This window comes from Gryllotalpicola kribbensis (assembly GCF_039538245.1).
Lineage (GTDB): Bacteria > Actinomycetota > Actinomycetes > Actinomycetales > Microbacteriaceae > Gryllotalpicola > Gryllotalpicola kribbensis.
Window position 1 is genome coordinate 23,762 of the sequence record NZ_BAABBX010000016.1, and the last position, 23,087, is coordinate 46,848.

Annotated in this window: 20 protein-coding genes and 2 tRNA genes; 12 read left to right on the forward strand and 10 right to left on the reverse strand. The window is 69.5% G+C overall.

Annotated features, from left to right (window positions below; all coding sequences use genetic code 11):
- Positions 1–12 precede the first annotated feature (12 nt).
- The 5 genes from ABD716_RS12345 to pepN form a co-directional block, all read right to left on the reverse strand.
- Positions 13–648: a response regulator gene (locus ABD716_RS12345; protein WP_425553482.1), complete on the reverse strand. Its 636-nt coding sequence runs from the start codon at positions 646–648 to the stop codon at positions 13–15.
- A 38-nt stretch (positions 649–686) separates the two neighbouring features.
- Complete coding sequence (locus tag ABD716_RS12350; protein ID WP_344777318.1) at positions 687–1,946, reverse strand: sensor histidine kinase; 1,260 nt, start codon at positions 1,944–1,946, stop codon at positions 687–689.
- Positions 1,947–1,958: 12 nt separating this feature from the next.
- A complete protein-coding gene (locus ABD716_RS12355; RefSeq protein ID WP_344777321.1) occupies positions 1,959–2,855 on the reverse strand; it encodes an ABC transporter permease in 897 nt (298 codons plus the stop codon).
- Positions 2,852–3,763 carry an ABC transporter ATP-binding protein gene (locus tag ABD716_RS12360; RefSeq protein WP_344777323.1) on the reverse strand — a complete coding sequence of 304 codons (912 nt, stop codon included), beginning with the start codon at positions 3,761–3,763 and terminating at the stop codon, positions 2,852–2,854. Before ABD716_RS12360 ends, ABD716_RS12355 begins: the two co-directional genes overlap by 4 nt.
- Before the next feature lie 95 nt (positions 3,764–3,858).
- Positions 3,859–6,420, reverse strand: a complete 2,562-nt coding sequence (pepN, locus tag ABD716_RS12365) for an aminopeptidase N (RefSeq protein WP_344777325.1) — start codon at positions 6,418–6,420, stop codon at positions 3,859–3,861.
- 184 nt (positions 6,421–6,604) lie between these two features.
- Here pepN and ABD716_RS12370 point away from each other — a divergent pair, with 184 nt between their 5' ends.
- From ABD716_RS12370 to ABD716_RS12390, 5 genes are read left to right on the forward strand one after another with little or no spacing between them, the layout of a single operon-like run.
- The gene (locus ABD716_RS12370) at positions 6,605–7,312 is read left to right on the forward strand and encodes an ABC transporter ATP-binding protein (RefSeq protein WP_344777327.1); all 708 of its coding nucleotides are present in this window, start codon (positions 6,605–6,607) and stop codon (positions 7,310–7,312) included.
- A gap of 5 nt (positions 7,313–7,317) precedes the next feature.
- Positions 7,318–8,649: a permease gene (locus ABD716_RS12375; RefSeq protein WP_344778390.1), complete on the forward strand. Its 1,332-nt coding sequence runs from the start codon at positions 7,318–7,320 to the stop codon at positions 8,647–8,649.
- Between the two features lie 17 nt (positions 8,650–8,666).
- The gene (locus tag ABD716_RS12380; protein ID WP_344777329.1) at positions 8,667–9,155 is read left to right on the forward strand and encodes a ribose-5-phosphate isomerase; all 489 of its coding nucleotides are present in this window, start codon (positions 8,667–8,669) and stop codon (positions 9,153–9,155) included.
- Complete coding sequence (locus ABD716_RS12385) at positions 9,155–10,174, forward strand: Fpg/Nei family DNA glycosylase (RefSeq protein ID WP_344777331.1); 1,020 nt, start codon at positions 9,155–9,157, stop codon at positions 10,172–10,174. The genes ABD716_RS12380 and ABD716_RS12385 overlap by 1 nt, the downstream gene beginning before the upstream one ends.
- Positions 10,175–10,193: 19 nt before the next feature.
- Positions 10,194–11,669, forward strand: coding sequence for an amidohydrolase (locus ABD716_RS12390; protein ID WP_344777333.1), 1,476 nt, complete (start codon positions 10,194–10,196; stop codon positions 11,667–11,669).
- Here the strand turns inward: ABD716_RS12390 and ABD716_RS12395 are convergent.
- Entirely contained in the window at positions 11,604–12,278 is a 675-nt protein-coding gene (locus ABD716_RS12395) for a Pr6Pr family membrane protein (protein ID WP_344777335.1), read from the reverse strand. The genes ABD716_RS12390 and ABD716_RS12395 overlap by 66 nt on opposite strands.
- Positions 12,279–12,389: 111 nt before the next feature.
- On the opposite strand from ABD716_RS12395, the gene ABD716_RS12400 reads away from it, so the two are divergent.
- The 7 genes from ABD716_RS12400 to ABD716_RS12430 all read left to right on the forward strand — a co-directional run bounded on the left by ABD716_RS12400 (position 12,390) and on the right by ABD716_RS12430 (position 17,383).
- Positions 12,390–12,460: transfer RNA gene (locus ABD716_RS12400), tRNA-Gly, on the forward strand.
- Positions 12,461–12,490: 30 nt separating this feature from the next.
- A tRNA-Pro gene (locus ABD716_RS12405) sits at positions 12,491–12,568 on the forward strand.
- A 56-nt stretch (positions 12,569–12,624) separates the two neighbouring features.
- Positions 12,625–14,061 (forward strand): trigger factor, encoded by a 1,437-nt coding sequence (gene tig, locus ABD716_RS12410; protein ID WP_344777337.1) that lies wholly within the window; start codon positions 12,625–12,627, stop codon positions 14,059–14,061.
- Positions 14,062–14,225: 164 nt separating this feature from the next.
- Positions 14,226–14,816: an ATP-dependent Clp protease proteolytic subunit gene (locus tag ABD716_RS12415; protein ID WP_344777339.1), complete on the forward strand. Its 591-nt coding sequence runs from the start codon at positions 14,226–14,228 to the stop codon at positions 14,814–14,816.
- 23 nt (positions 14,817–14,839) lie between these two features.
- Positions 14,840–15,508: an ATP-dependent Clp protease proteolytic subunit gene (locus ABD716_RS12420; RefSeq protein ID WP_344777341.1), complete on the forward strand. Its 669-nt coding sequence runs from the start codon at positions 14,840–14,842 to the stop codon at positions 15,506–15,508.
- Positions 15,509–15,635: 127 nt separating this feature from the next.
- Positions 15,636–16,916, forward strand: coding sequence for an ATP-dependent Clp protease ATP-binding subunit ClpX (gene clpX / locus ABD716_RS12425; protein WP_344777343.1), 1,281 nt, complete (start codon positions 15,636–15,638; stop codon positions 16,914–16,916).
- Positions 16,917–16,939: 23 nt separating this feature from the next.
- Positions 16,940–17,383 (forward strand): GNAT family N-acetyltransferase, encoded by a 444-nt coding sequence (locus tag ABD716_RS12430; protein WP_344778392.1) that lies wholly within the window; start codon positions 16,940–16,942, stop codon positions 17,381–17,383.
- Between the two features lie 28 nt (positions 17,384–17,411).
- On the opposite strand, the gene ABD716_RS12435 is transcribed toward ABD716_RS12430, so the two are convergent.
- From ABD716_RS12435 to valS, 4 genes are read right to left on the reverse strand one after another with little or no spacing between them, the layout of a single operon-like run.
- Complete coding sequence (locus ABD716_RS12435; protein WP_344777345.1) at positions 17,412–19,460, reverse strand: M3 family metallopeptidase; 2,049 nt, start codon at positions 19,458–19,460, stop codon at positions 17,412–17,414.
- A 35-nt stretch (positions 19,461–19,495) separates the two neighbouring features.
- On the reverse strand, positions 19,496–19,750 hold the full coding sequence (locus tag ABD716_RS12440) for a hypothetical protein (RefSeq protein ID WP_344777347.1): 255 nt from the start codon (positions 19,748–19,750) through the stop codon (positions 19,496–19,498).
- 17 nt (positions 19,751–19,767) lie between these two features.
- A complete protein-coding gene (locus ABD716_RS12445; protein ID WP_344777349.1) occupies positions 19,768–20,217 on the reverse strand; it encodes a GNAT family N-acetyltransferase in 450 nt (149 codons plus the stop codon).
- A gap of 40 nt (positions 20,218–20,257) precedes the next feature.
- Positions 20,258–22,837, reverse strand: coding sequence for a valine--tRNA ligase (gene valS / locus ABD716_RS12450; RefSeq protein WP_344777351.1), 2,580 nt, complete (start codon positions 22,835–22,837; stop codon positions 20,258–20,260).
- Between the last annotated feature and the right edge of the window lie 250 nt (positions 22,838–23,087).

The window sequence follows — 23,087 nt, forward strand, 5'->3', positions numbered from 1 at the left end:
ATGCCGCTCAGTCTACGAAGCGGACTTCGCCGAGCCCTGGGTTCCGGTCACGAGGCCGTGCTCGTAGGCGAAGATGACGGCGTGAACGCGGTCGCGCAGCCCGAGTTTCGCCAGCACGCGGCCTACATGGGTCTTCACCGTGGATTCCGTGAGGAACAGCTCAGCGGCGATCTCGGTGTTCGACAGGCCCCGGCCGATGGCGACGAGGATCTCGCGCTCGCGTGGGGTGAGCGCGGCCGCGGCATCCGCCCGCTCGCGCTCGCCCGGCAGCTGCGCGCCGAACAGCTCGATCATGCGCCGGGTCACGCGCGGCGACACGGCCGCGTCGCCCGCGGCGACGGCCCGGATCGCCGCGAGCAGCTCGTCGGGCCGCGCGTCCTTCAGCAGGAACCCGCTCGCGCCGGCGCGCAGGCCGCCGAAGGCGTACTCGTCGAGGTCGAAGGTGGTCAGCACGAGCACGCGCGTCTCGGGAAGCTCGGCGGTGATCTCGGCGGTTGCGGTGATGCCGTCGGTTCCCGGCATCCGCACGTCCATCAGGACGACGTCGGGGCGGGTGCGGCGCGCAAGCTCGATCGCCTCGCTGCCGTCGGAGGCCTCGCCCACCACCTCGAGATCGGGTTGGGCCTCGAGCACCATGCGGAAGCCCATGCGCACGAGGGACTGGTCGTCGGCGATCGCGACGCGGGTCACGGATTCTCCTCTCTCGGACGAGCCGAGGTCGTGGGCAGCGCGACGGCGAGCAGCCAGCCGGCGCCGCCCGGGTGATGACCCGAGCTGAGGCTACCGCCGAGCGCCGACACGCGCTCCCTCAGGCCGATGAGTCCCCGGCGGGCGCCGACGGACGCGGTCGGCATGCCCGGAAGGCCGTCGTCGTCGACGACGACTCTGATCGGGTCGGATGCCGCGTCGATCACCACGCCAACGCGGGTGGGCCCGTGCGCATAGCGCAGGGCGTTCGTGAGCCCCTCCTGCACGATGCGGTACACCGCGAGGTGGAGCGCCGGCTCAGCGGGAAGCTCGCCGTCGGCGTGCAGCTCGACCGGAAGCCCGAGCTCGCGGAAGCGCTCGACGAGGCGGGGGATGTCGGCAGCGGTCGGCTGCGGCGCGAGGGCGGCCTCTTCGCTCTGGCTGCCGAGCACTCCGAGCATCTGCCGCATGCCGGCCAGTGCCTCGCGCCCCGTGTCGGCGACCTGCTTCATCACGGCCCCGGCGCGCGCGGAATCCGTCTCCGCGATGGCCGCGGAACCTTCTGCGAGCGTGACCATGACGGTCAGCGAGTGTGAGACGACATCGTGCATGTCGCGGGCGATGCGCGCGCGTTCGGCGATCGCGGCGAGCTGCGCCTGCTGGTCCCGCTCGCGCGCGAGCTGGTGGGCGCGGTCGATGAGTGCCGCGAGGTAGCGGCGCCGATTGCCGACGGTGATGCCGATGGCGAGGGCGACGAGCAGCTCCACGGCGTAGGTGGGCATCCACTGCGCGGGCGTGAACGCCCGGCTCGCAGCGAGCGGTGACAGCAGCCAGACGTAGAGGGTCGAGACCGCCTCGAGAATGCCGGCGGCGACCCAGGCAGACGCGTTGGAGCGCCAGACGGCCAGGCTGTAGACGCCGAAGATCGGCAGCACCTCCGACGCGCCGGTGTCGGAGAAGGGCACGGGGATCAGGGCGATGCAGAGAATGGCGAAGGCGAGGATCGGGCGGGTACGCCGCAGCCGGATTCCTGCGCACGACGCCACCACCAGAAGCGCCGCGACGACCGCGCCCCACCGTCCGAGCGCGGTGTGCGAGTCGGTGATGAGAGAGATCAGCGTGATCAGGGTGGGCGGCAGCCCCCAGAAGACGGCGACCAGGCCGTCGGCGAGCTTCTCGTGCCGCGCCCAGAACCGCCGGACGACCCCCGGCTGCCGCGGCAGCCGGAGGTCGTCCTGTGGATCGCTGAGAGTCGTCACGCGGTCGTGCGGTTACGCGTCCCGGCGCTTGATGAGCACGAGCGCGGCGATGCCGACGGCGAGCACCTCGGCGCCGAGCACGCCGAAGCCCTCCCAGCCGTTCAGCGTCACGACGTCGCTGGAGCTCGCCTGGTCGACCTGTGCCCCGCCCGTGGCGGCGCCGGAGGTGTCGCTCGCGAACGCGAACAGCTGCCCGCCCGCGTTCGACGGCAGGAAGGCGTTGATGTTCGCGGGCCAGTTCGCGTCGACGAGGCCGCCGACGATGCTGAAGATGATCGGCACGACGAGCAGCAGGCCGAGCGTGATCGCGATGCCGCCCGCGGTGGTGCGCACGATCATGCCGACGCCGAAGGCGAACAGCGCGATGAGGGTGACATAGACGCTCGAGCCGAGCAGCGGCAGGAACACCTTCGAGTCGCCGAGATCGAAGTCGACGCCCTTGCCGGAGAGGATCGGGTGCACGATCAGTGCCGCTACCCAGGTCGAGATCGCGCTGACGACGAACGCCGCGACCGCGAGCACGATCGCCTTGGCGAACACGGCGCCGAGGCGGCCGGGGTCTGCGGTGAAGGTACCGCGGATCATGCCAGTGGCGTACTCGCCCGAGATGATGAGGACGCCGAGCACGCCGACGATCAGCGAGGTGAAGTTCACGCCGAGGGTGATGACCTGCACGCCGATGGCGCCGGCCGTGTCCCCGCTCAGGTGCGGGTTCTGCGCATCTCCGAAGCTCCCGACGGAGGCGATCAGCAGCGGGAAGCCGATGTTGAGCACGAACAGCAGCGCGAAGCACCACACGGTCGAGCGGATGCTGCGCAGCTTGATCCATTCGCTGCGGACGAGGCGCGGGAAGCTCAGGCGGATGCCCTCGAGACCTGCGTGGGGCGCCGGGGCGGTTGCTGTGGTCACTTGGCCACCTCCGAGTGGTATTCGACTTCGTCCTGGGTCAGTTCGAGATAGGCCTGCTCGAGGCTGGCCGTGACGGGCATCAGTTCGTGCAGCACGACGCCGGCGCGGGCCGCGGCCTCGCCGATGGCCTGCGCGTTGATGCCGTTGACCGACAGGGAGCCGTCGGGGGTCTGCTGCACCGTCACATCGGGGGAGGCGATCGCACCGGCAAGCAGGTCAGGGGTGGGCGTGCGCACGGTCACCCGCTGACCGGAGGCGCCCGAGAGGATCTCGGCGATCGGAGAGTCCGCGAGCACCTTGCCGCGGCCGAGCACGACGACATGGTCCGCCGTCTGCGCCATCTCGCTCATGAGGTGGCTCGACAGGAACACGGTGCGCCCCTGCGAGGCGAGGTAGCGGGTCAACTGGCGCACCCAGAGGACGCCCTCGGGGTCGAGGCCGTTGACTGGCTCGTCGAGGATCAGCGTCTGCGGGTCGCCGAGCAGCGCGACCGCGATGCCGAGGCGCTGCCCCATGCCGAGCGAGAAGCCGCCGACGCGCTTCTTTGCGACCGACTCAAGGCCCGTCATGTGGATGACCTCGTCGACGCGCGCTGCGGGGATGCCGTGGGTGGCGGCGAGCGCGAGCAGGTGGTTGAAGGCGCTGCGGCCCGTGTGCACCGCCTTCGCCTCGAGCAGGGCTCCGACCTGGCGCAGCGGGTCGCGGAGCTTCACATAGGGGCTGCCGTCGATGGTCACGGACCCGGTGGTCGGCTTGTCGAGCCCCATGATCATGCGCATCGTGGTCGACTTGCCGGCGCCGTTCGGGCCGAGGAACCCGGTGACGATCCCGGGGCGGACGGTGAACGTGATGTCGTCCACCGCAAGCTTGGGTCCGTACCTCTTGCTGAGGTTCTGGATTTCGATCATGGCTTCACCGTATTGAGCGCGGGCCCCGCGGCGCATCAGCCGCGGGGCCCGCTTCGAGGCACGGAGGTCTCAGACTCAGGTACTACTCCGGCTGCTCAGGCATCGGCCGCCTGGACCTTGAGCGCGCGCTCGACGCGAGCGAGGTTCTCGACCACGATGCGTCGCAGCGCGGCGGGCTCGGGGTTGGCGTCGAGCCACGCGCGCGTCGCGTCGGCGAGCTCCTGGTTCGCGAGCGTGAACGGGTACAGCCCGTTGATGAGGCCGGCGGCGATCGCGTAGCTGCGCGTGTCCCAGATGGTGCGCAGGCTGTCGAAGTACTTCTCGACGAACGGCGCGAGCAGCTCGGGGTCGTGGGCGCGCTGGAAGCCGGCGCCCGTCGCGCGCACGATCAGGTTGGGCGCGCCGTCCTGCTCGACGACGGATGCCCATGCCGCGGTCTTCCCCTCGAGGGTGGGCAGCGCCGCGCGGGCGTGCGCCGCCGACTGGTTGCCGCTCGCCGTGTTGTCCGCTGCGAGGGCGGCGTCGATCTCGGCGGTGCCGGCCTTGCCGCCGACGACGAGCGACTGCAGCAGCTCCCAGCCGAGGTCGGTGTCGACGCTGAGGCCGGGCAGGGTGACCGAGCCGTCGCGCAGGCCCGCGACGATCGCGAGCTGCTCGTCGGTGCTCGCCAGCTGGGCGAAGACCTTGACGAACTGGAACTGGGCGTCGCTGCCGGGCTCGGCCTGCTGGGCGAGGGCCCAGACCCCGTCGGCTGCGGCGACCGCGACCGCATCGCGCTTCGCCGGGGCGACGTAGGCGCCGACCGAGAGCACGAGCTGGTTCAGCGCGGTGCGCATCGTCGTCGAGCCCGTCTCTGCGCCGATGTTGTTGAGCACGAGCTGCACGAAGTCGCTCGCCCGGCTCTCCGCGTCGCGCGTGGCATCCCACACGGCGCCCCAGAGGATCGAGCGCGCGAGTTCGCTGTCGATCTTGCCGAGGTGCGCGATGGCGGTCTGGAGCGAGCGCTCATCGAGGCGGATCTTCGCGTAGGCGAGGTCGTCGTCGTTCAGCAGCACCAGGTCGGGCTGCTCGAGGCCGACGAGCTCGGCGACCTCGGTGCGCTCGCCGTCGACGTCGAGCTCGACGCGGTGGGTGCGGGTCAAGGCATCCCCGGCGAGGGTGTAGAAGCCGATCGCGAGGCGGTGCGGGCGGATCGTGGGATAGTCGGGCTCGGCCGACTGCAGCACCGCGAACGAGGCGATCCTGCCGTCGGCATCCGTCTCGATCTCAGGGCGAAGCGTGTTGACGCCCGCGGTCTCGAGCCACTTCGCCGACCAGTCGGCGAGGTCGCGCCCGCTCGTCTTCTCGAGCTCGACGAGCAGGTCGGTGAGCTCGGTGTTCGAGTACTCGTGCTTGACGAAGTATTCGTGCACGCCGGCGAGGAACGCCTCCTGCCCGACCCACGCGACGAGCTGCTTGAGCACCGAGGCGCCCTTGGCGTAGGTGATGCCGTCGAAGTTGACCTGCACGTCCTCGAGGTCGCGGATCGCGGCGACGATGGGGTGCGTCGACGGCAGCTGATCCTGGTTGTACGCCCACGACTTCTCGGTCGAGGCGAAGGTCGCCCACGCCTCGGTCCACTCGGTCGCCTCGGCGGTCGCGAGGGTCGAGGCGTACTCGGCGAACGACTCGTTGAGCCAGAGGTCGTTCCACCACTTCATGGTGACCAGGTCGCCGAACCACATGTGGGCGAGCTCGTGCAGCACGGTCACGACGCGGCGCTCGCGCACGGCATCCGTCACCTTCGAGCGGAACACGTACGCCTCGGTGTGCGTGACGGCGCCCGCGTTCTCCATCGCGCCGGCGTTGAACTCGGGCACGAACACCTGGTCGTACTTCGCGAACGGGTACGGGTAGCCGAACTTCGATTCGAAGAACGCGAAGCCCTGCTTGGTCTTCTCGAAGATGTAGTCGGCGTCGAGGAACGGCACGAGCGACTTGCGTGCGTAGACGCCGAGCGGGATCGTGCGCCCGTCCGCCGAGGTGAGCTCGCTCGTCTCGCCCTGGTACGGGCCCGCGATGATCGCGGTGATGTAGGACGACAGCACGGGCGTCGGGTCGAAGACGTAGGTCACCGAGTCCTTCAGGGATTCCCCGTCGATGGGGCCCGAGAAGATCGGCTCGGGCGTGGGGGAGTTGCTGATGACGGTCCAGTCTGAGGGCGTCGTCACCGTGAACTGGAAGGTCGCCTTGAGGTCGGGCTGCTCGAACACGGCGAAGACGCGGCGCGAGTCGGGCACCTCGAACTGCGAGTAGAGGTACACCTCGCCGTCGACCGGGTCGACGAAGCGGTGCAGCCCCTCGCCGGTGTTCGTGTAGAGCGCGTCGGCGACGACGATGAGGGTGTTGGATGCCTGTAGCTCAGGCAGCTGGATGCGGACGCCGTCGTTGACCGCGGCCACGTCGAGCTCGACGCCGTTGAGTTTCACGGAGTACACGGTCTTCGAGATGAAGTCGATGAACGTCGAGGCGCCCGGAGTGCCCGCGAAGGTCACCTTCGTCTCGCTGCGGAACGTCTCGGGGCCCTGCGTGAGGTCGAGCTTGACCTCGTAGGCGTGGGTCTGGACGACCGCCTTGCGTTCGGCGGCTTCGATTCGGGTGAGGTTCTCTCCAGGCATGGGAACCAGCCTAGGGATTGGAGAGGGCCACATCACGACAGCCGGCATCAAGGAGGTCGGCACGGCGCTCTCACGTGGGCACCCCAGTTCGACTGAGGTAGGCCCGAGGTATGACGCGGCGCGCGGTCAGAACCCGCCTCGCGGGCGATGCGCCGGGCATCCGCGCCGCGAAAAGCTCGACGTCATGCACAACCTCATCGAGGCACGCGGCCTCTTCAAGGACTTCGGGCCCACCCGCGCACTGCGGGGCGTCGGGCTCACCGTGGCTGCGGGCGAAGCCGTCGCCATCATGGGCCCGTCGGGCAGCGGCAAGACCACGCTGCTGCACTGTCTCGCCGGCATCGAAACGCCCGGGGCCGGCCAGGTGCTGTTCTCGCGCGTGGGCGACACGGTCGACGTCGCGGCGCTCAGCGACCGGCGCCGCGGCGAGCTGCGCCGCACGAGCTTCGGCTTCGTGTTCCAGCAGGGGCTGCTGCTGCCCGAGTTGACGGCGGGCGAGAACGTCGCGCTTCCCCTGTTGCTGCTCGGTGCCAGGCGGGCGGATGCCGAGGCCGAGGCTCGTCGCCTTCTCGACCTCCTCGGCATCGGCGACAAGGTGGGTGCGCGCATCGGCGAGCTCTCCGGCGGCCAGCAGCAGCGCGTGGCGATCTCCCGCGCCCAGGCATCCCAGCCCGCCGTCGTCTTCGCGGACGAGCCGACGGGCGCGCTCGATTCCGTGACCTCGGCCGAGGTCATGTCGGCGCTGCTCGCCTCGACGGTCGGGTCGGGGCGAGCTCTCGTCGTCGTCACGCACGACGCGAGCGTGGCCGCGCGCTGCGATCGCACGCTGCATATGGCCGACGGCACGATCGTCGAGATGTCGACGTCGGTGCGGGCGGGGGATGCGTCGTGACCCTCATGGCTCTCGCCCGGCTGTTCGCGCGGCGCGCCGGCGGTGACGCATCGACCGTCGTGCTGCCCGCCGTGGCCTTCGCCGTCGTGACGCTCTGCACGACGGTCGTGACCGGCGGCGTGTTCGCCTTCTTCACCTTCCCAGGGCAGGGTGGCGCGACCTACCGCATTCTCGCCCTGCTCGCGCTGGTGCTGCTCGTGGTCCCGCTCGCATCTCTCGGCGGCGCCGCTGCGCGCCTCGCCGCACGCCGCCGTGACGAGCGGCTCTCGAGCCTGAGGCTGCTCGGCGCGTCGACGGCACTCGTCTCGGCCCTCACCGTCGTCGAGTCGACGGCCGTCGCGCTGGCGGGCGCCCTCGTCGGCGCGGTCGCGTCGCTCGCCGCGCTGCCGCTGTTCGGCCTGCTGCACTTCGACGGTCGCGCACTGGGGGGCGCGATCTGGCCGCCGGTGTGGGTTTTCTTCGCCGTCGTCGGCGCGGTGGCCGCACTCAGCGCCGTGAGCGCCGCGATCGGCCTGCGCGGTGTCGTGCTGACGCCGCTCGGGGTGCGCACCCGCGTTGCGACCGCGCAGGTGAAGTGGCTGCGTGCCGCGATCGCCTTCGCCGTACTGGTCGTGGCCGTCATGATCTCGAGCTCGCTCAACGCGCTCGCCGGCATCGGCGGGCTGATCCTGGTCGTCGCCGTTCTGCTCGGCGGGTTCGGCGCCGTTCTCGCGGTGCTGGGCCTCGTCGGCCCGCTCGCGCTGCGGCTCTTCGCGCGTCGCTGGCTGACCCGCGCGAAAACCCCTGCGCGGCTCATCGCCGCGCGCACGGTCCTCGACGATGCGAAGGCGGCGTGGCGCCAAGTCGGTGCGCTGTCGATGGTCAGCTTCGTCGGCGTGTTCACCGGAGTCGGGGTCGCGTTCACGCAGGGGACAGGTGATGAGGATGCCGCGACGAGGCTCCTTCTGGCGGACATCCGCACCGGGGTGATCCTCACGCTCGCGATGTCGTTCGCGATGGTCGCGTGCGCGATCGGCGTGAACCAGGCCGCCGGCATCCTCGACCGCCGGGCGCTCTACGTGAGCCTCGACCGGCTCGGCATGCCGGCCGCTGTGATGGACGGGGCGCGCCGCCGTGCCGTGCTCGCGCCGCTGCTCGTCGTCACGATCGGCTCGGCGGTCGCCGCGGCGCTGGTGCTCCTGCCGCTCACCGGGTACGCACTGCTGGTGCAGCCGCTCGGGCTCGCGATCATCGTCGGGTGCCTCGCCCTCGGCATCGGGCTCGTCTGGGCAGGCCTCGCGGCGACCAGACCCGTCCTGACGCGGGTGCTAAGCGCGGGCATCCCCGGCACCACGTGACCGATATTCTGAGAGCCATGCGCATCCACATCGCCACGGACCACGCCGGACTCGACCTCAGCCAGAAGATCCAGGCGCATCTGCGCGAGCAGGGTCACGAGGTCGTCGACCACGGGCCGAGCGAGTACGACGCGCTCGACGACTACCCCGCGTTCTGCATCAACGCGGCCCGGGCGGTCGTGAACGACCAGCAGGCCGGCACCGAGGCACTCGGCGTCGTGTTCGGCGGCTCGGGCAACGGCGAGCAGATCGCCGCGAACAAGGTGAAGGGCGTGCGCGCCGCGCTCGTGTGGAACGACTCGACCGCGCTGCTGGCCCGGCAGCACAACGACGCCAACGTGATCTCGATCGGCGCCCGCCAGCACACGGAGGACGAGGCGATCCGCTTCATCGACCTGTTCGTGGCCGAGCCGTTCAGCGGCGAAGAGCGCCACGCGCGGCGCATCGCGCAGCTCGCCGAATACGAGCAGACGGGCGACATCGCCGGCAAGGGCGTCGACCACTAATGCCTGAGGGGCACTCCGTCCACCGGATCGCCCGCCAGTTCGCCCGCAACTTCGTGGGCCACCGGGTGGCCGTCTCGAGCCCGCAGGGGCGCTTCGCCGCCGGCGCGAAGATGCTCGACGGCGCCACGATGACGCGCGCGACCGCGGTCGGAAAGCAGATGTTCCTCGAGTTCGACAACGGGCTCTGGCTGCGCGTGCACCTCGGTCTCTACGGCGCGTGGGACTTCGCCGGCGAGATCACGACGGATGCCACGATCAGGTCGGCCGGCGGCCGCATGGGGCAGACGAACCAGCGCGGAACCGAGCTGCCCGAGGCGGCGCCCCTCGAGACCGACCGCGACTACCTCGACGACCGCGATGGCGAGGACTCCATCCACTCGATCGGCGCCCCCCGGAAGGCGCGGCTGCACATGGCCGAGTCCGAGAATGAGAACGACGACGCCGACTTCGAGTTCCCGCCGGCGCCCGTCGGCCAGGTGCGGGTGCGCCTGCTGACCGAGACCGCGTGCGCCGACCTGCGCGGGCCGACCGCGTGCGAGGCCATCAGCGCGTTCGAGGTGCAGCAGGTCATCGACCGGCTCGGCCCCGACCCGCTCAACGACGACTCTCGAGAGGCCGAGGACCGCGTCGTCGCGGCCATCCGCAAGTCGAACCAGCCGGTCGGTCAGCTGCTGATGGACCAGTCCGTCGTGAGCGGCATCGGCAACGTGTACCGCGCAGAGCTGCTGTTCCGCGCGCGGCTCAACCCGTTCACGCCCGGGAAGAAGGTTCCGGAGGAGACGGCGCGGGCGCTGTGGCGCGACTGGGTGCACCTGCTCGACGTCGGCGTGCGCACCGGCCAGATGATGACGATGGATGGCCTGAGCGGCGAGGCCTATCGCCGGGCCATGGCGAGGCGCGATGATCGCCATTGGGTCTACCACCGCACGGGCGAGCCGTGCCGGGTGTGCGGAACGCCCATCGCGATGACCGAGATGGCGAACCGCAAGCTCTACTGGTGCCCGAAGGACCAGGCCTGATCTTGAGGGGCGGCATCCGATGACAGTGACGTTCAACGGCGCACGACTGCTCGACGGGCGGCTCGTCGACGTCACGGTGACGGGCGGCGTGATCAGCGCGGTGACGCCGGCCGGCGAGGTTCCCACCATCGGCGATCACATCGAGCTCGACGGCCACGTCATGATTCCCGGCCTGTGGGACCGGCACACGCACTTCACGCAGTGGGCGCACGCGTCGCGGCGCGTGCAACTCGGCGATGCGCAGTCCGCAGCGGATGCCGCGGCGATGCTCGCGGCACACGCGGACGCCCACCCCGACGGCGACGTCGTCGGGGTCGGCTTCCGCGACGCGCTCTGGCCGGACGTGCCGCATTTCGAGCTGCTCGACGAGGCGCTCGATCACGGCGAGGTCGGCGATTCCGGGGAGCAGCGGCGCGTGGTCGCGATCAGCGCCGACCTGCACACCGTGTGGCTGAACTCTGCGGCTCTCAGGGCGCACGGGTTCTATGAGCACCCGAGCGGGGTGCTGCGCGAGCGCGACGCGTTCGCGGTGATCGACGCGCTCGACGAGGTGCCGGAGAAGACCGTCGACGGCTGGGCACACGAAGCGGCCGAGGCGGCGGCCGCGCGCGGCGTGGTCGGCGTCGTCGATTTCGAGTGGGGCTTCGCGCCCGCGGACTGGCAGCGCCGCTTCGCCGCCGGATTCGACGAGCTGCGCGTCGCCGCCGCGTTCTACCCCGAGCGCTTCGACGACGCCCTCGCGCTCGGCGTCGGCGGGGGAGAGGCCCTCGACACGAGCGGCCTTCTGACGCTGGGGCCGCTCAAAGTGATCACCGACGGGTCGCTCAACACGCGCACCGCCTATCTGCGCGAGCCGTATGCCGGCGACGCGGGCCGCAGCCGCGGCCAGCTCACCGTGCCGCCGGAAGAGCTCACCGCACTGCTGCGCCGCGCGGTGCAGGCGGGGCAGACCGCCGCCGTGCACGCCATCGGCGACCACGCGGTGTCGCACGCTCTCGACGCCTTTGCGATCACAGGGGCGCGCGGCTCGGTCGAGCATGCTCAGCTCGTCCTGCCCGAGGATCTTCCCCGCTTCGCCCAACTCGGGGTCACAGCCAGCGTGCAGCCCGAGCACGCGATGGATGACCGCGACATCGCCGAGCGCTACTGGGGGGCGCGCAGCCGCCACGCCTTCCCGCTGCGCGGGCTGCTGGATGCCGGCGCAGCGCTGGCGTTCGGGTCGGACGCCCCTGTGGCGCCGCTCGACCCGTGGCTCGCCATCGTCTCCGCTGTCTTCCGCAGCCGGGGCGACCGCGAGCCGTGGCACGACGAGCAGTCGATCTCCCTCGAGCAGGCGGTGCAGGCATCCGTTCGCTCATCGATCGCGGTGGGCCAGCCGGCCGACCTCGTGGTGCTCGGCGCAGACCCGCGGCAGGCGGACGCGGTGGCGCTACGCAGCCAGCCGGTCGTCGCGACGATGGTCGCCGGGCGCTTCAGCTACGACGCCATCCGCTGAGCCGCGCAGCAGGACGCCGCGCCAGCGGCTGGCGGCCCAGAAGAGCAGCGCGACGACGGTGGCGATGACGACGATGGCGCCGCAGTACAGCGACACGCTGGCGTAGCCGGTCGCCGGGTCCATGAAGGGGTACGGCACCCAGTGGTCCGTGGCCCCGCGCGTGAGCGTGACGCCGAGCCACACGACCGCGTAGGGGAAGATCACCCAGAGCCGCGCGTAGCGCAACGGTGCCCGGTCGCCGACGAGCAGCCAGTCGAGCAGGCAGTACGCAGGCATGACGCCGTGGACGATCGCGTTGGTCCAGGGGATCTCGGGGGTGGTGATCGGTGCGAGCAGCGTCCAATAGACGGTGCCGACGATGAAGATGTAGACGGTGACGGCGCCGCGGGCGTACTCCAGCCAGCGCAGCCGGCGCCCCTGCAGCAGCAGAACGCCGGCGAAGCTCAGCACGAAGCCGGCGGCGAGGTTGTTCTGATTGGTGAAGTAGCCGAACCAGTCCCACGGCCAGACGTCGCCGCCGTGGGCCGCGTCGTAGACGAACGAGCGCGTGACCGCGACGAGCATGAGGGCGCTGAAGAGAAATCGCAGTGCGGCGACGACGTGTCTCACGCCGGCGAGCGTAGCGCGGCCGGCGAGCTGCGCCTGAGCCTCGCTCCGAAACGCACCAGGGCTATGCCGTATGCTGAACAGGCTGCCTTTTGGCGGCGAGGAACACCCTTCGGGGGCGTAGCTCAATGGTAGAGCCTCAGTCTTCCAAACTGATTACGCGGGTTCGATTCCCGTCGCCCCCTCGCGGTACCACCGTGCGGATCGCATGCATCCGGGGCGTAGCTCAGCTTGGCTAGAGCGCCCGCTTTGGGGGCGGGAAGTCGCAGGTTCGAATCCTGTCGCCCCGACCACTTGCCGCGCAATATCCCTTGAACAACAGGGTCAAATCCACCTAGGAGAACCACCAGTGCCCACCACGGTCGAACAGCTGAGCCCGACGCGCGTCAAGCTCACCACCACGGTCACGCCGGAGCAGCTGAAGCCCAGCATCACCCACGCTTACGAGCACATCGCCGCCGACGTCACCATCCCCGGCTTCCGCAAGGGCAAGGTCCCGCCCGCGATCATCGACACGCGGGTCGGCAAGGGCGCCGTCCTCGAGCACGCGATCAACGACTCGCTCGACGGTGCCTACCGCGAGGCCGTCACCGAGACCAAGCTGCGGCCGCTCGGCCGCCCCGAGGCCGACATCGTGACGCTGCCCGACGTCAACACCTTCGCCGGCGACCTCGTCGTCACCTTCGAGGTCGACGTGCGCCCCGAGATCACGGTTCCCGCCTACGACAAGCTCGCCATCACCGTCGAGTCGTCCGAGGTCACCGATGCCGACGTCGAAGAGGAGCTCGACCGCTTGCGCAGCCGCTTCGGCACGCTCGTCACCGTCGACCGCCCCGCCAAGGCCGGCGACTTCGTGCAGATCAACCTCGAGGCGAAGATCGGCGACGAGATCGTCGACAGCGCCGAGAACATCTCTTACGAGATCGGCTCGGGCGACCTGCTCGAGGGCCTCGACGACGCCCTCGACTCGCTGACCGCCGGCGAAGAGACCACCTTCGCGTCGAAGCTGCTCGGTGGCGACCACGAGGGCGAAGAGGCCGAGATCAGCGTCACGGTGAACTCCGTGAAGGAGCGCGAGCTGCCCGAGGCCGACGACGACTTCGCCCAGATCTCGAGTGAATACGACACGATCGCCGAGCTGCGCGAGGGCCTGAAGTCCGAGGCCGCGAAGTCGAAGACCTTCGCCCAGGGCAACGAAGCACGCAACAAGCTCGTCGACCTGCTGCTCGAGCAGGCCGAGATCCCCGTGCCCGAGGCGGTCATCGAGGACGAGATCCACCGCCACCTCGAGGCCGAGAACCGCCTCGACGACGAGACCCACCGCGCCGAGGTCAAGGAGGCGAGCGAGAAGGCTCTGCGCACGCAGATCCTCTTCGACGAGATCGCCGAGGCCGAGAAGGTCACGGTGAGCCAGAACGAGCTCACGTCCTACCTGGTGCAGGCATCCGCCCAGTACGGCATGGAGCCGAACGAGTTCATCAAGATCCTGGCCGACAACGGCCAGATCCCGCAGATGGTCGGCGAGGTCGCGCGCAGCAAGGCGATCTCGATCGTCCTCGGCAAGGCCGTCGTGACCGACGAGGCCGGCAATGCGGTCGACCTCAGCGAGTTCGCCGCCGTGCAGAACGACGAGGACGACTCCGACATCATCCTGCAGGCCGAGCCGCAGCCCACCGAGGACGAGGCCGTCGAGAGCGCGGCCGAGGCCATCGCCGAGGCGAACAAGCCGGCCAAGAAGGCCAAGAAGTCGTCGAAGAAGGCGGCTGACGAGGCCGACGCCGAGTAGTCGGCGACGACGAGCAACACCGGATGCCGGGGCCGATGGTCCCGGCATCCGTCGTCTCATCGCCCGAATCCCGACACGCCTGCGCCGTGGGCGAACAGCCCCGGCCCCGTGCGTTGGCCACCGATAGATTCGATGAAGTTACTCACTGAAACGGAGCATCACACATGGCCGAACCGACACTGACTCCCAGTGTTTTCGATCGACTGCTGAGGGACCGGATCGTCTGGCTCGGCGAAGAGGTCCGCGATGACAACGCGAACGAGATCGCCGCGAAGCTCCTCCTCCTCGCCGCCGAGGACCCCAAGAAGGACATCTACCTCTACATCAACTCGCCCGGCGGCTCGATCACGGCCGGCATGGCGATCTACGACACCATGCAGTTCGTGCCGAACGACATCGTGACGGTCGGCATCGGCATGGCCGCATCGATGGGGCAGCTGCTTCTCACGGCGGGAACCAAGGGGAAGCGCTACATCACCCCGAACGCACGCGTGCTGCTGCACCAGCCCCACGGCGGCTTCGGTGGAACGGCGAGTGACATCCAGACCCAGGCGCAGCTCATCTCCGACATGAAGAAGCGCCTGTTCCAGATCACCGCCGAGGCGACCGGCAAGACCTTCGAGCAGGTCACCGCCGACGGTGACCGCGACCACTGGTTCAACGCTCAGGAGGCGCTGGAGTACGGCTTCGTCGACCACATCCGCGACACCGCGACCGAGGTCGCGGGCGGCGGCGGCACCGAGCAGCAGGCCTAGGCGCGAGCGAGAGAGAGAAACAAATGGAGACTCCCACCTTTATGGCAGGCGGCAACAGCCTGCAGATGCCGAACTCGCGCTACATCCTGCCGAGCTTCGAGGAGCGCACTGCTTACGGCTACAAGCGGCAAGACCCCTACGCGAAGCTCTTCGAGGACCGCATCATCTTCCTGGGCGTCCAGGTCGACGACGCGAGCGCCGACGACATCATGGCGCAGCTGCTCGTGCTCGAGAGCCAGGACCCCGACCGCGACATCGTCATGTACATCAACTCGCCCGGTGGCTCGTTCACGGCCATGACGGCGATCTACGACACGATGCAGTACATCCGCCCGCAGATCATGACGGTGGTCCTCGGCCAGGCCGCCTCGGCCGCCGCCGTGCTGACCGCCGCGGGCACGCCGGGGAAGCGTCTCGCGCTGCCGAACGCCCGCATCCTGATCCACCAGCCCGCGATCGGCGAGGCGGGCCACGGTCAGGCATCCGACATCGAGATCCAGGCCGCTGAGATCCTGCGCATGCGCACCTGGCTGGAGGAGACGCTCGCGAAGCACTCCAACCGCAGCCAGGAGGAGGTCAACAAGGACATCGACCGCGACAAGATCCTCTCTGCGGCCGAGGCCCTCGACTACGGGCTGATCGACCAGGTGCTGTCGAGCCGCAAGTCGGTTCAGGCGGCCATCGCGCAGTAGCGCGGCGAGTAACACTCCGGGGCCGACATCGCGCAGATCCCTGCCGATGTCGGCCCCTCGCGTTAGGCTCGACGCAAGGCAGCCCGCCCACGTCTGACCGGGACTGTGCTTTTGGAGGAGATAGCGAATGGCACGCATCGGAGAGAGCGCCGACCTGCTCAAGTGCTCGTTCTGCGGAAAGAGCCAGAAGCAGGTCGTGCAGCTGATCGCCGGGCCCGGCGTGTACATCTGCGACGAGTGCGTCGAACTCTGCAACGAGATCATCGAAGAGCGCATGGCCGACGCCGAGGCGGGCACGTCGGGTGAGTTCGAGCTGCCGAAGCCGAAAGAGATCTACAGCTTCCTCGAAGAGTACGTGATCGGCCAAGACGCCGCGAAGAAAGCTCTCGCCGTCGCCGTCTACAACCACTACAAGCGCGTGCGGGCCCGCAACGCCATCGGCCCGGCCGACGTCAAGGCAGACGAGGTCGAGATCGCGAAGTCCAACATCCTGCTCATCGGGCCGACGGGCTGCGGCAAGACCTACCTCGCGCAGACGCTCGCGAAGCGCCTCAACGTCCCGTTCGCAGTGGCCGACGCCACGGCGCTGACCGAGGCGGGCTACGTCGGCGAAGACGTCGAGAACATCCTGCTCAAGCTCATCCAGGCCGCGGATTACGACGTCAAGCGCGCAGAGACCGGCATCATCTACATCGACGAGGTCGACAAGATCGCGCGCAAGGCCGAGAACCCGTCGATCACGAGGGATGTCTCGGGCGAGGGCGTCCAGCAGGCACTGCTCAAGATCCTCGAGGGCACCGTCGCCTCCGTTCCCCCGCAGGGCGGCCGCAAGCATCCGCATCAGGAATTCATCCAGATCGACACGACGAACGTGCTCTTCATCGTCGCGGGCGCGTTCGCCGGCCTCGAAGAGATCATCTCGGCACGGGCCGGCAAGAAGGGCATCGGCTTCGGCGCACCGCTGCACTCGAAGGGCGATGACCTCAATCTCTTCAGCGAGGTCCTTCCCGAAGACCTGCACAAGTTCGGTCTCATCCCCGAGTTCATCGGGCGCCTTCCCGTCGTCACGACGGTGACGCCGCTCGATCGCGAGGCACTCATCCAGATCCTCACCGTGCCGAAGAACGCGCTGGTGAAGCAGTATCAGCGCATGTTCGAGCTCGACGGCGTCGAGCTGGCATTCGAGCAGGGCGCCCTCGAGGCGATCGCCGATCTGGCCGTGCTGCGCCAGACCGGCGCCCGCGGCCTGCGCGCCATCATGGAAGAGGTGCTCGGGCCGGTGATGTTCGAGGTCCCCTCGACCGACGAGGTGGCCCGGGTGGTCATCACCCGCGAGTCGGTCGAGTCGAACGCGGCGCCGACGATCGTGCCGCATCGCCCCTCCCGCCGCGAAGAGAAGACCGCCTGATCGCGCAGGGGTCGCGTCTCGCCCTGCGCCGCAGGCGTGCGGCCGATTGCCCGACCATCGTCGGCTGGGTTCCCGATGCCGCGGCGCTCTATCTGTTCGCCGGCCCGCAGCCGAGCTGGCCGTTCACGGTCGAGCAGTTGCGGTCGTACGAAAGCCGAGACGGGCACAGTGCGTGGGCCGTGGCCGACGGCGAGCGTGTGGTGGGTCAGTTCGAGCTGACGGTCACCGGCGCATCGGCATGGCTCAGTCGCGTCATCGTCGACCCTGCCGAGCGCGGCAGAGGGCTCGCTCGCCCTCTCGTCGAGCTCGCGCTCGGGAAGGCGCGCACATTCGGGGCGACCGAGATCGGCCTGAAGGTCATCGCCGGGAACGTCGCCGCGACCCGGGCGTATCGCGCCGCAGGCTTCGTCGAGACCGACGCCGCCGACCGCCCCGACGTTCTCGCGATGCGCCGCGCCCTCGACTGATCGCCGCGGCCCCGCATTCCGTTCGCGGTCAGTCGACGAGGCCCCGGCGCTTCAGCAGCGGCTCGAGTTCGGCGCGCCGGCCGCGGAAATCGACGTACGCCTCGATGGGGTCCTTGGTGCCGCCGACGCCGAGCAGCCGCGAGCGGAAGCGGTCGCCGTTCTCGCGAGTGAGGCCGCCGTTCGACTTGAACCACTCGACGGTGTCCGCGTCGAGCACCTCGCTCCAGATGTACGAGTAGTACTGCGCGTCGTACCCGCCCGAGAAGGTGTGCGCGAAGTACGAGCTCTGGTAGCGCGGGGGAACGGGTGGGAAGTCGAGCCCGACCTCGGCGAGGGCGGCCGCCTCGAAGGCGGCGACGTCGGTGATGGCGTCCGCCTGCTCGGGGGTGAGCACGTGCCAGGCCTGGTCGAGCAGAGCGGCGCCGAGGTACTCGCTGGTCGCGAAGCCCTCGTTGAAGGTCTCAGAGGCGACGATGCGGTCGACGATGTCCTGGGGGATCGGCTCGCCGGTCTCGTAGTGGTTGGCGTAGTTCGCGAGCACCTCGGGCCACAGCATCCACATCTCGTTGACCTGCGAGGGGAACTCGACGAAGTCGCGGTGCACGCTGGTGCCCGAGAAGCGCGGGTAGACGGCGTGGCCGAACAACCCGTGCAGCGCGTGCCCGAACTCGTGGAAGAGCGTGTGCACCTCGTCGAAGGTCAGCAGCGTGGGCTCGCCCGCGGCGGGCTTCGGCACGTTGTGGTTGTTGACGACGATCGTGGTCGGCTCGCCGAGCAGTTCCGACTGGTCGACCAGGCTGTTCATCCAGGCGCCGCCGCGCTTCGAGTCGCGTGTGTAGAGGTCGTAGAGGAAGAGGCCGAGCTGGGAACCGTCCTCATTGAACACCTCGAAAACGCGCACGTCGGGGTGATAGCCGACGAGGTCGGGCCGCTCGACGAAGCTCAGGCCGTACAGCCTGCTCGCGGCGAAGAACACGCCGTCCTGCAGCACGCGCTCTGCCTCGAAGTACGGCCGCAGGGCGGCCGTGTCGACGTCGTATTCGGCGAGGCGCACCTTCTCGGTCCAGAAGTCCCAGTCGGCCGCCCCCACCGGCGCACCCGCGGTGCGCTCGAGCGCCTCGTGCTCGCGGCGGGCATTGCGGGCGGCAGCGGGTGCGAGCTTCCCCAGCATGTCGGCGACGTTCGCCGCGGTGCCCGCGGTCTGGCCGGCGGTGACGTAGTCGGCGTGGCTCGCGAAGCCAAGCAGCTGCGCGCGCCGCGCGCGCAGGCGCACCAGCTCGAGGATGAGCGGCCGGTTGTCGTTGCTGCCGTCGCGCGCACCGCGCGAGCGCGAGGCCGACATGATGCGCTCGCGCACCTCGGGGCGCACGAGCGACGCCAGCCAGGGATGCCCGGTCGGCAGCACGAGCGTGACGAGATACTTCCCGTCGAGTCCGCGCTCCTTGGCGGCCTCCGCGGCGGCGGAGAGCTCGCCGTCGCCGAGCCCCTCGAGCTCGGCCGCGTCGTCGAAGACCACGGCGAGCTCGTTGGTGTCGGCGAGCAGCTGCTTCTCGAACTTCGCCTGAATTCCGGAGATCCGCTGGTTGAGCTCGGAGAGCGTCGCCTTGGCGTCGTCGTCGAGCCCCGCCCCGGCGAGCGTGAAATCGGTGAAATAGCGCTCGACGAGATAGCGCGCCTCGTCATCGAGGTCGGGGCGCTCCGCAAGTCCGTCGCGCACAGCGCGAATGCGCTCGTACAGCGCGGAGTTCAGCTGGATGGCGTCCTGGTGGGCCGCCAGCCGCGGCGCGAGCTCCTCGTCGAGCGCGTTCGTGACGTCGTTCGAGTCGGCAGAGGACTTGTTGAAGAAGACGAACGCGGCCCGGCGCAGCGTCTGCCCCGACCGCTCGAGGGGCACGAGGGTGTTCTCGAACGTCGGCGCCTCGGGATTCCGCGCAATGGCGTCGATCTCGGCGAGCTGCTCGGCGAACCCCGCATCGAACGCCGGCCGGTAGTGCTCGTCTCTGATCTGCGAGAACGGCGGCAGGCGGTAGTCGAGTGTGCTGGCGGTCAGAAGCGGGTTCGCGGCATCCGTCGTCATGTCGCCACCCTATCGGTGCGGCCGGCGGCTGCCCGTCAGCCCTCCTCGGCCTCGAAATCGTTCGAGGTGATGGTGGCGGTCTCACTGTCGGGGTTGTAACGGATGACGGTTCCGTCGTCGAGTTCGACGACGGGCTTCCGCTCAAGCCAGGTGAGGGTCCAGCGCCAGGTCGACGCGTCGACGCCATCGGCGTCCAGCTCCTCTTCGACCGCCTTCACGGCCGCGCGAACCACGTCGGGAAGGGCTGCGGGCGCGGTTGCGCCGACCGGCCAGCGGGTTCCGAGCTGCATGATGCGGCAGGCCCCGGTCAGGCCGGCTGGGGCGCGGTCTGGAGCTCGATGTAGGCCGAGCTCTCCGCGTTCCCGCCGGCCTCCGCGAGCGCACGCGGCAGCGTCTCGCCCTCGACCTGGCTCCAGCGGATCACGCCGGCGCCCTGCGCGGTCGCCGCGTCGCGCACGGCACGGAACAGCTCGTCGGCGACACCGTCGTCCTTCGCGTGGATCGCGTCGATGAACACGCCGGTCTCGCCGAGCAGCGGGCGCGGGAACGCGTGGAAGTGCACGAGCCCCGTGACCCCGCCGTCCTCGCCGAGAGCGATGAGCGACGTCTCGGGATGGTGCGGGTCGGAGAGCCAGGTCCACAGCTGCAGAGCCCGGCGTTCGGTCAACTCGACCCCGCGCTCGGACGCGTATTCCTCATACAGACTGAGCCAGGGGAAGAAGTCGCTGTCGCGAGCTTCTCGGATTGAAACGGTCATAGCACCCCTCCCGTGGTGACCATAGCGCGAATTGTCCTGGTCAGGACAGATCTCCGAGTTCGGCGCCACGCACCGTGACGGACTCGCCCGGAGCGTATTCGACCGCTGCGATGCGCCCGACGGCCTTGAGGTCGTCTTCGGCGAGCCGCAGCGCCGCGAGCTGCTCGTCAGTGCCCGTCAGGGTCAGCGAGGTGATCGGGGTCTTCTGCGACACCTTGGCGTCGGTCTTCGTGCGGCGGATGCCGACCAGGGCCTGGCTCGCGACAGAGAGCACGGCAGGCCCTTCGCCGCCGGCGGCCAGCTCTTCGCTTTCCGGCCACGCCGCGGTGTGCACCGAGCCGGAGTTGAACCAGCTCCAGGTCTCCTCCGTCGCATACGGGATCACGGGTGCGAGCAGGCGCAGAAGCACGCTGAGCGCGAGGCGCAGCGCGGCGACCGCGGATGCCTGGCCGGCGGCACCTGCGGCGCCGTGTGCGCGCTCTTTGACGAGCTCGAGGTAGTCGTCGCAGAACGTCCAGAAGAACGTCTCGGTGACCTCGAGCGCGCGGGCGTGGTCGTAGGACTCGAACGCCGCCGTCGCGTCCGCGACCACCTTCGCGAGCTCGCGCAGCATCGCCTTGTCGAGCTCGGCGGTGATCTCGGCGCCCTCTGTGGACTCGAAGCCCAGCACGAACTTCGCGGCGTTGAGCACCTTGATCGCGAGGCGGCGGCCGATCTTGAGCTGCGTCGGGTTGTTGATGTCGAACGCGGCGTCGGCGCCGAGGCGGCTCGACGCGGCCCAGTAGCGCGTGGCATCCGAGCCGTGCTGCTCGAGGATCGAGGCGGGCGTGACCACGTTGCCCTTCGACTTCGACATCTTCTTGCGGTCGGGGTCGACGATGAAGCCCGAGATCGCCGCGTGGCGCCAGGGCAGCGAGTCGTGCTGCTGCACGGCACGCAGCACGGTCGAGAACAGCCAGGTGCGGATGATGTCCTGGGCCTGCGGGCGCAGGTCGAAGGGGAACAGGGCCGCGAACAGCTCGGGGTCGCGCTCCCACCCGGCGGCGATCTGCGGGGTGAGCGACGACGTCATCCAGGTGTCCATGATATCGAGCTCGCCGACGAAACCGCCGGCCTGGCCGCGCTGCGACTCGTCGAAGCCGGTCGGCGCGTCGGACGAGGGGTCGACGGGCAGCTGTGCAGGCTCGGGCAGGATCACCTGGTCGAACTGGGTCTCGCCGTTCTCGTCGACGCGGTACCAGACCGGGATCGGCACGCCGAAGAAGCGCTGGCGCGAGATCAGCCAGTCGCCCGCGAGACCGTTCACCCAGTTCTCGTAGCGCACGCGCATGAAGTCGGGGTTCCAGTCGAGCTCGCGGCCGGCCTCGATGAGGCGGGCGCGCAGCGCGTCGTCCTTGCCGCCGTTCTTCACATACCACTGGCGCGTCGAGACGATCTCGAGCGGGCGGTCGCCCTTCTCGTAGAACTTCACGGGGTGCTGGATCGGCTTCGGCTCGCCGATGAGCTCGCCCGAGGCGGTGAGCAGCTCGACCATGGTCTTCTTGGCGCTGAACACGGTGAGGCCGGCGAGCTGTGCGAACGCGTCACGGCCGGCCTCCGAGGTGATCGCCTCGGGCGCCTCGGCGACGATGCGACCGTCGAAGCCGATGATCGCGCGGGTCGGCAGCTGCAGCTCGCGCCACCAGGTGACGTCGGTCACATCGCCGAAGGTGCAGACCATCGCGATGCCCGTGCCCTTGTCGGCCTGCGCGAGGTGGTGCGCGAGCACCGGCACCTCGACGTCGAAGATGGGCGTGCGCACGGTCGTGCCGAACAGCGGCCGGTAGCGCTCGTCGTCGGGGTGCGCCACGAGCGCGACGCACGCGGCCAGCAGCTCGGGCCGGGTGGTCTCGATGAAGACGTCGCCCTCTGCGCCGTGGAAGGCGAGGCGGTGATAGGCGCCCGGCTGGTCGCGGTCCTCGAGTTCCGCCTGCGCGACGGCGGAGCGGAAGGTCACGTCCCACAGCGTGGGCGCCCAGTCCTGGTAGGCCTCGCCGCGTTCCACGCCGTGCACGAACGCGAGCTGGGAAGCGCGAATGGACTCGGGGCCGATGGTGCGGTAGGTCTGGGCCCAGTCGACCGACAGCCCGAGCAGGCGGAACAGCTCCTCGAACTGCTTCTCGTCCTCTTCCGTGAGCCGCTCGCACAGCTCGATGAAGTTGCGGCGCGAGATCGGCACCTGATCGGCGGCGCGGCTCGACTTGTTGTCACCGCCCTCGTAGGGCGGCTGGAAGTCCGGCCGATAGGGCAGCGACGGGTCGCAGCGCACGCCGTAGTAGTTCTGCACGCGGCGCTCGGTGGGCAGCCCGTTGTCGTCCCACCCGATCGGGTAGAAGACGGTCTTGCCGCGCATGCGGTGGTACCGCGCGACCACGTCGGTGTGCGCGTAGCTGAAGACGTGGCCGATGTGCAGCGAGCCCGACGCAGTGGGAGGCGGCGTGTCGATCGAGTAGATGCAGCTGCGATCGGATGCCTCGAGCGCGGCCTTCCTGTCGAAGGAGTACGTGCCGCTGCTGCGCCAGACCTCACCCCACTTGGCTTCGAGGCCTTCCAGTGCCGGCTTGTCAGGGATCGCAGTCATGTCAGAGGGCCTCGTCTTCGCTGTGTGCGGCACCGCGTCAGAGGGTGCCTGAGTGTGGGATGTCTGCACAGTCTATCGGTAGACTTGTTGGCATCGACATTGATCCGGCCATCACCGGGGAGTCTTCGGAAGAACGGCGCGAGCTCAGTAGAACCGAACGGGTCGGGCCCGTCACAGCCTCAGAAACGAGAGGGTGCGGCATCCAGGTGCCGCATCAATCGAGGTGGTACCGCGCGACGAGAGCCGCGTC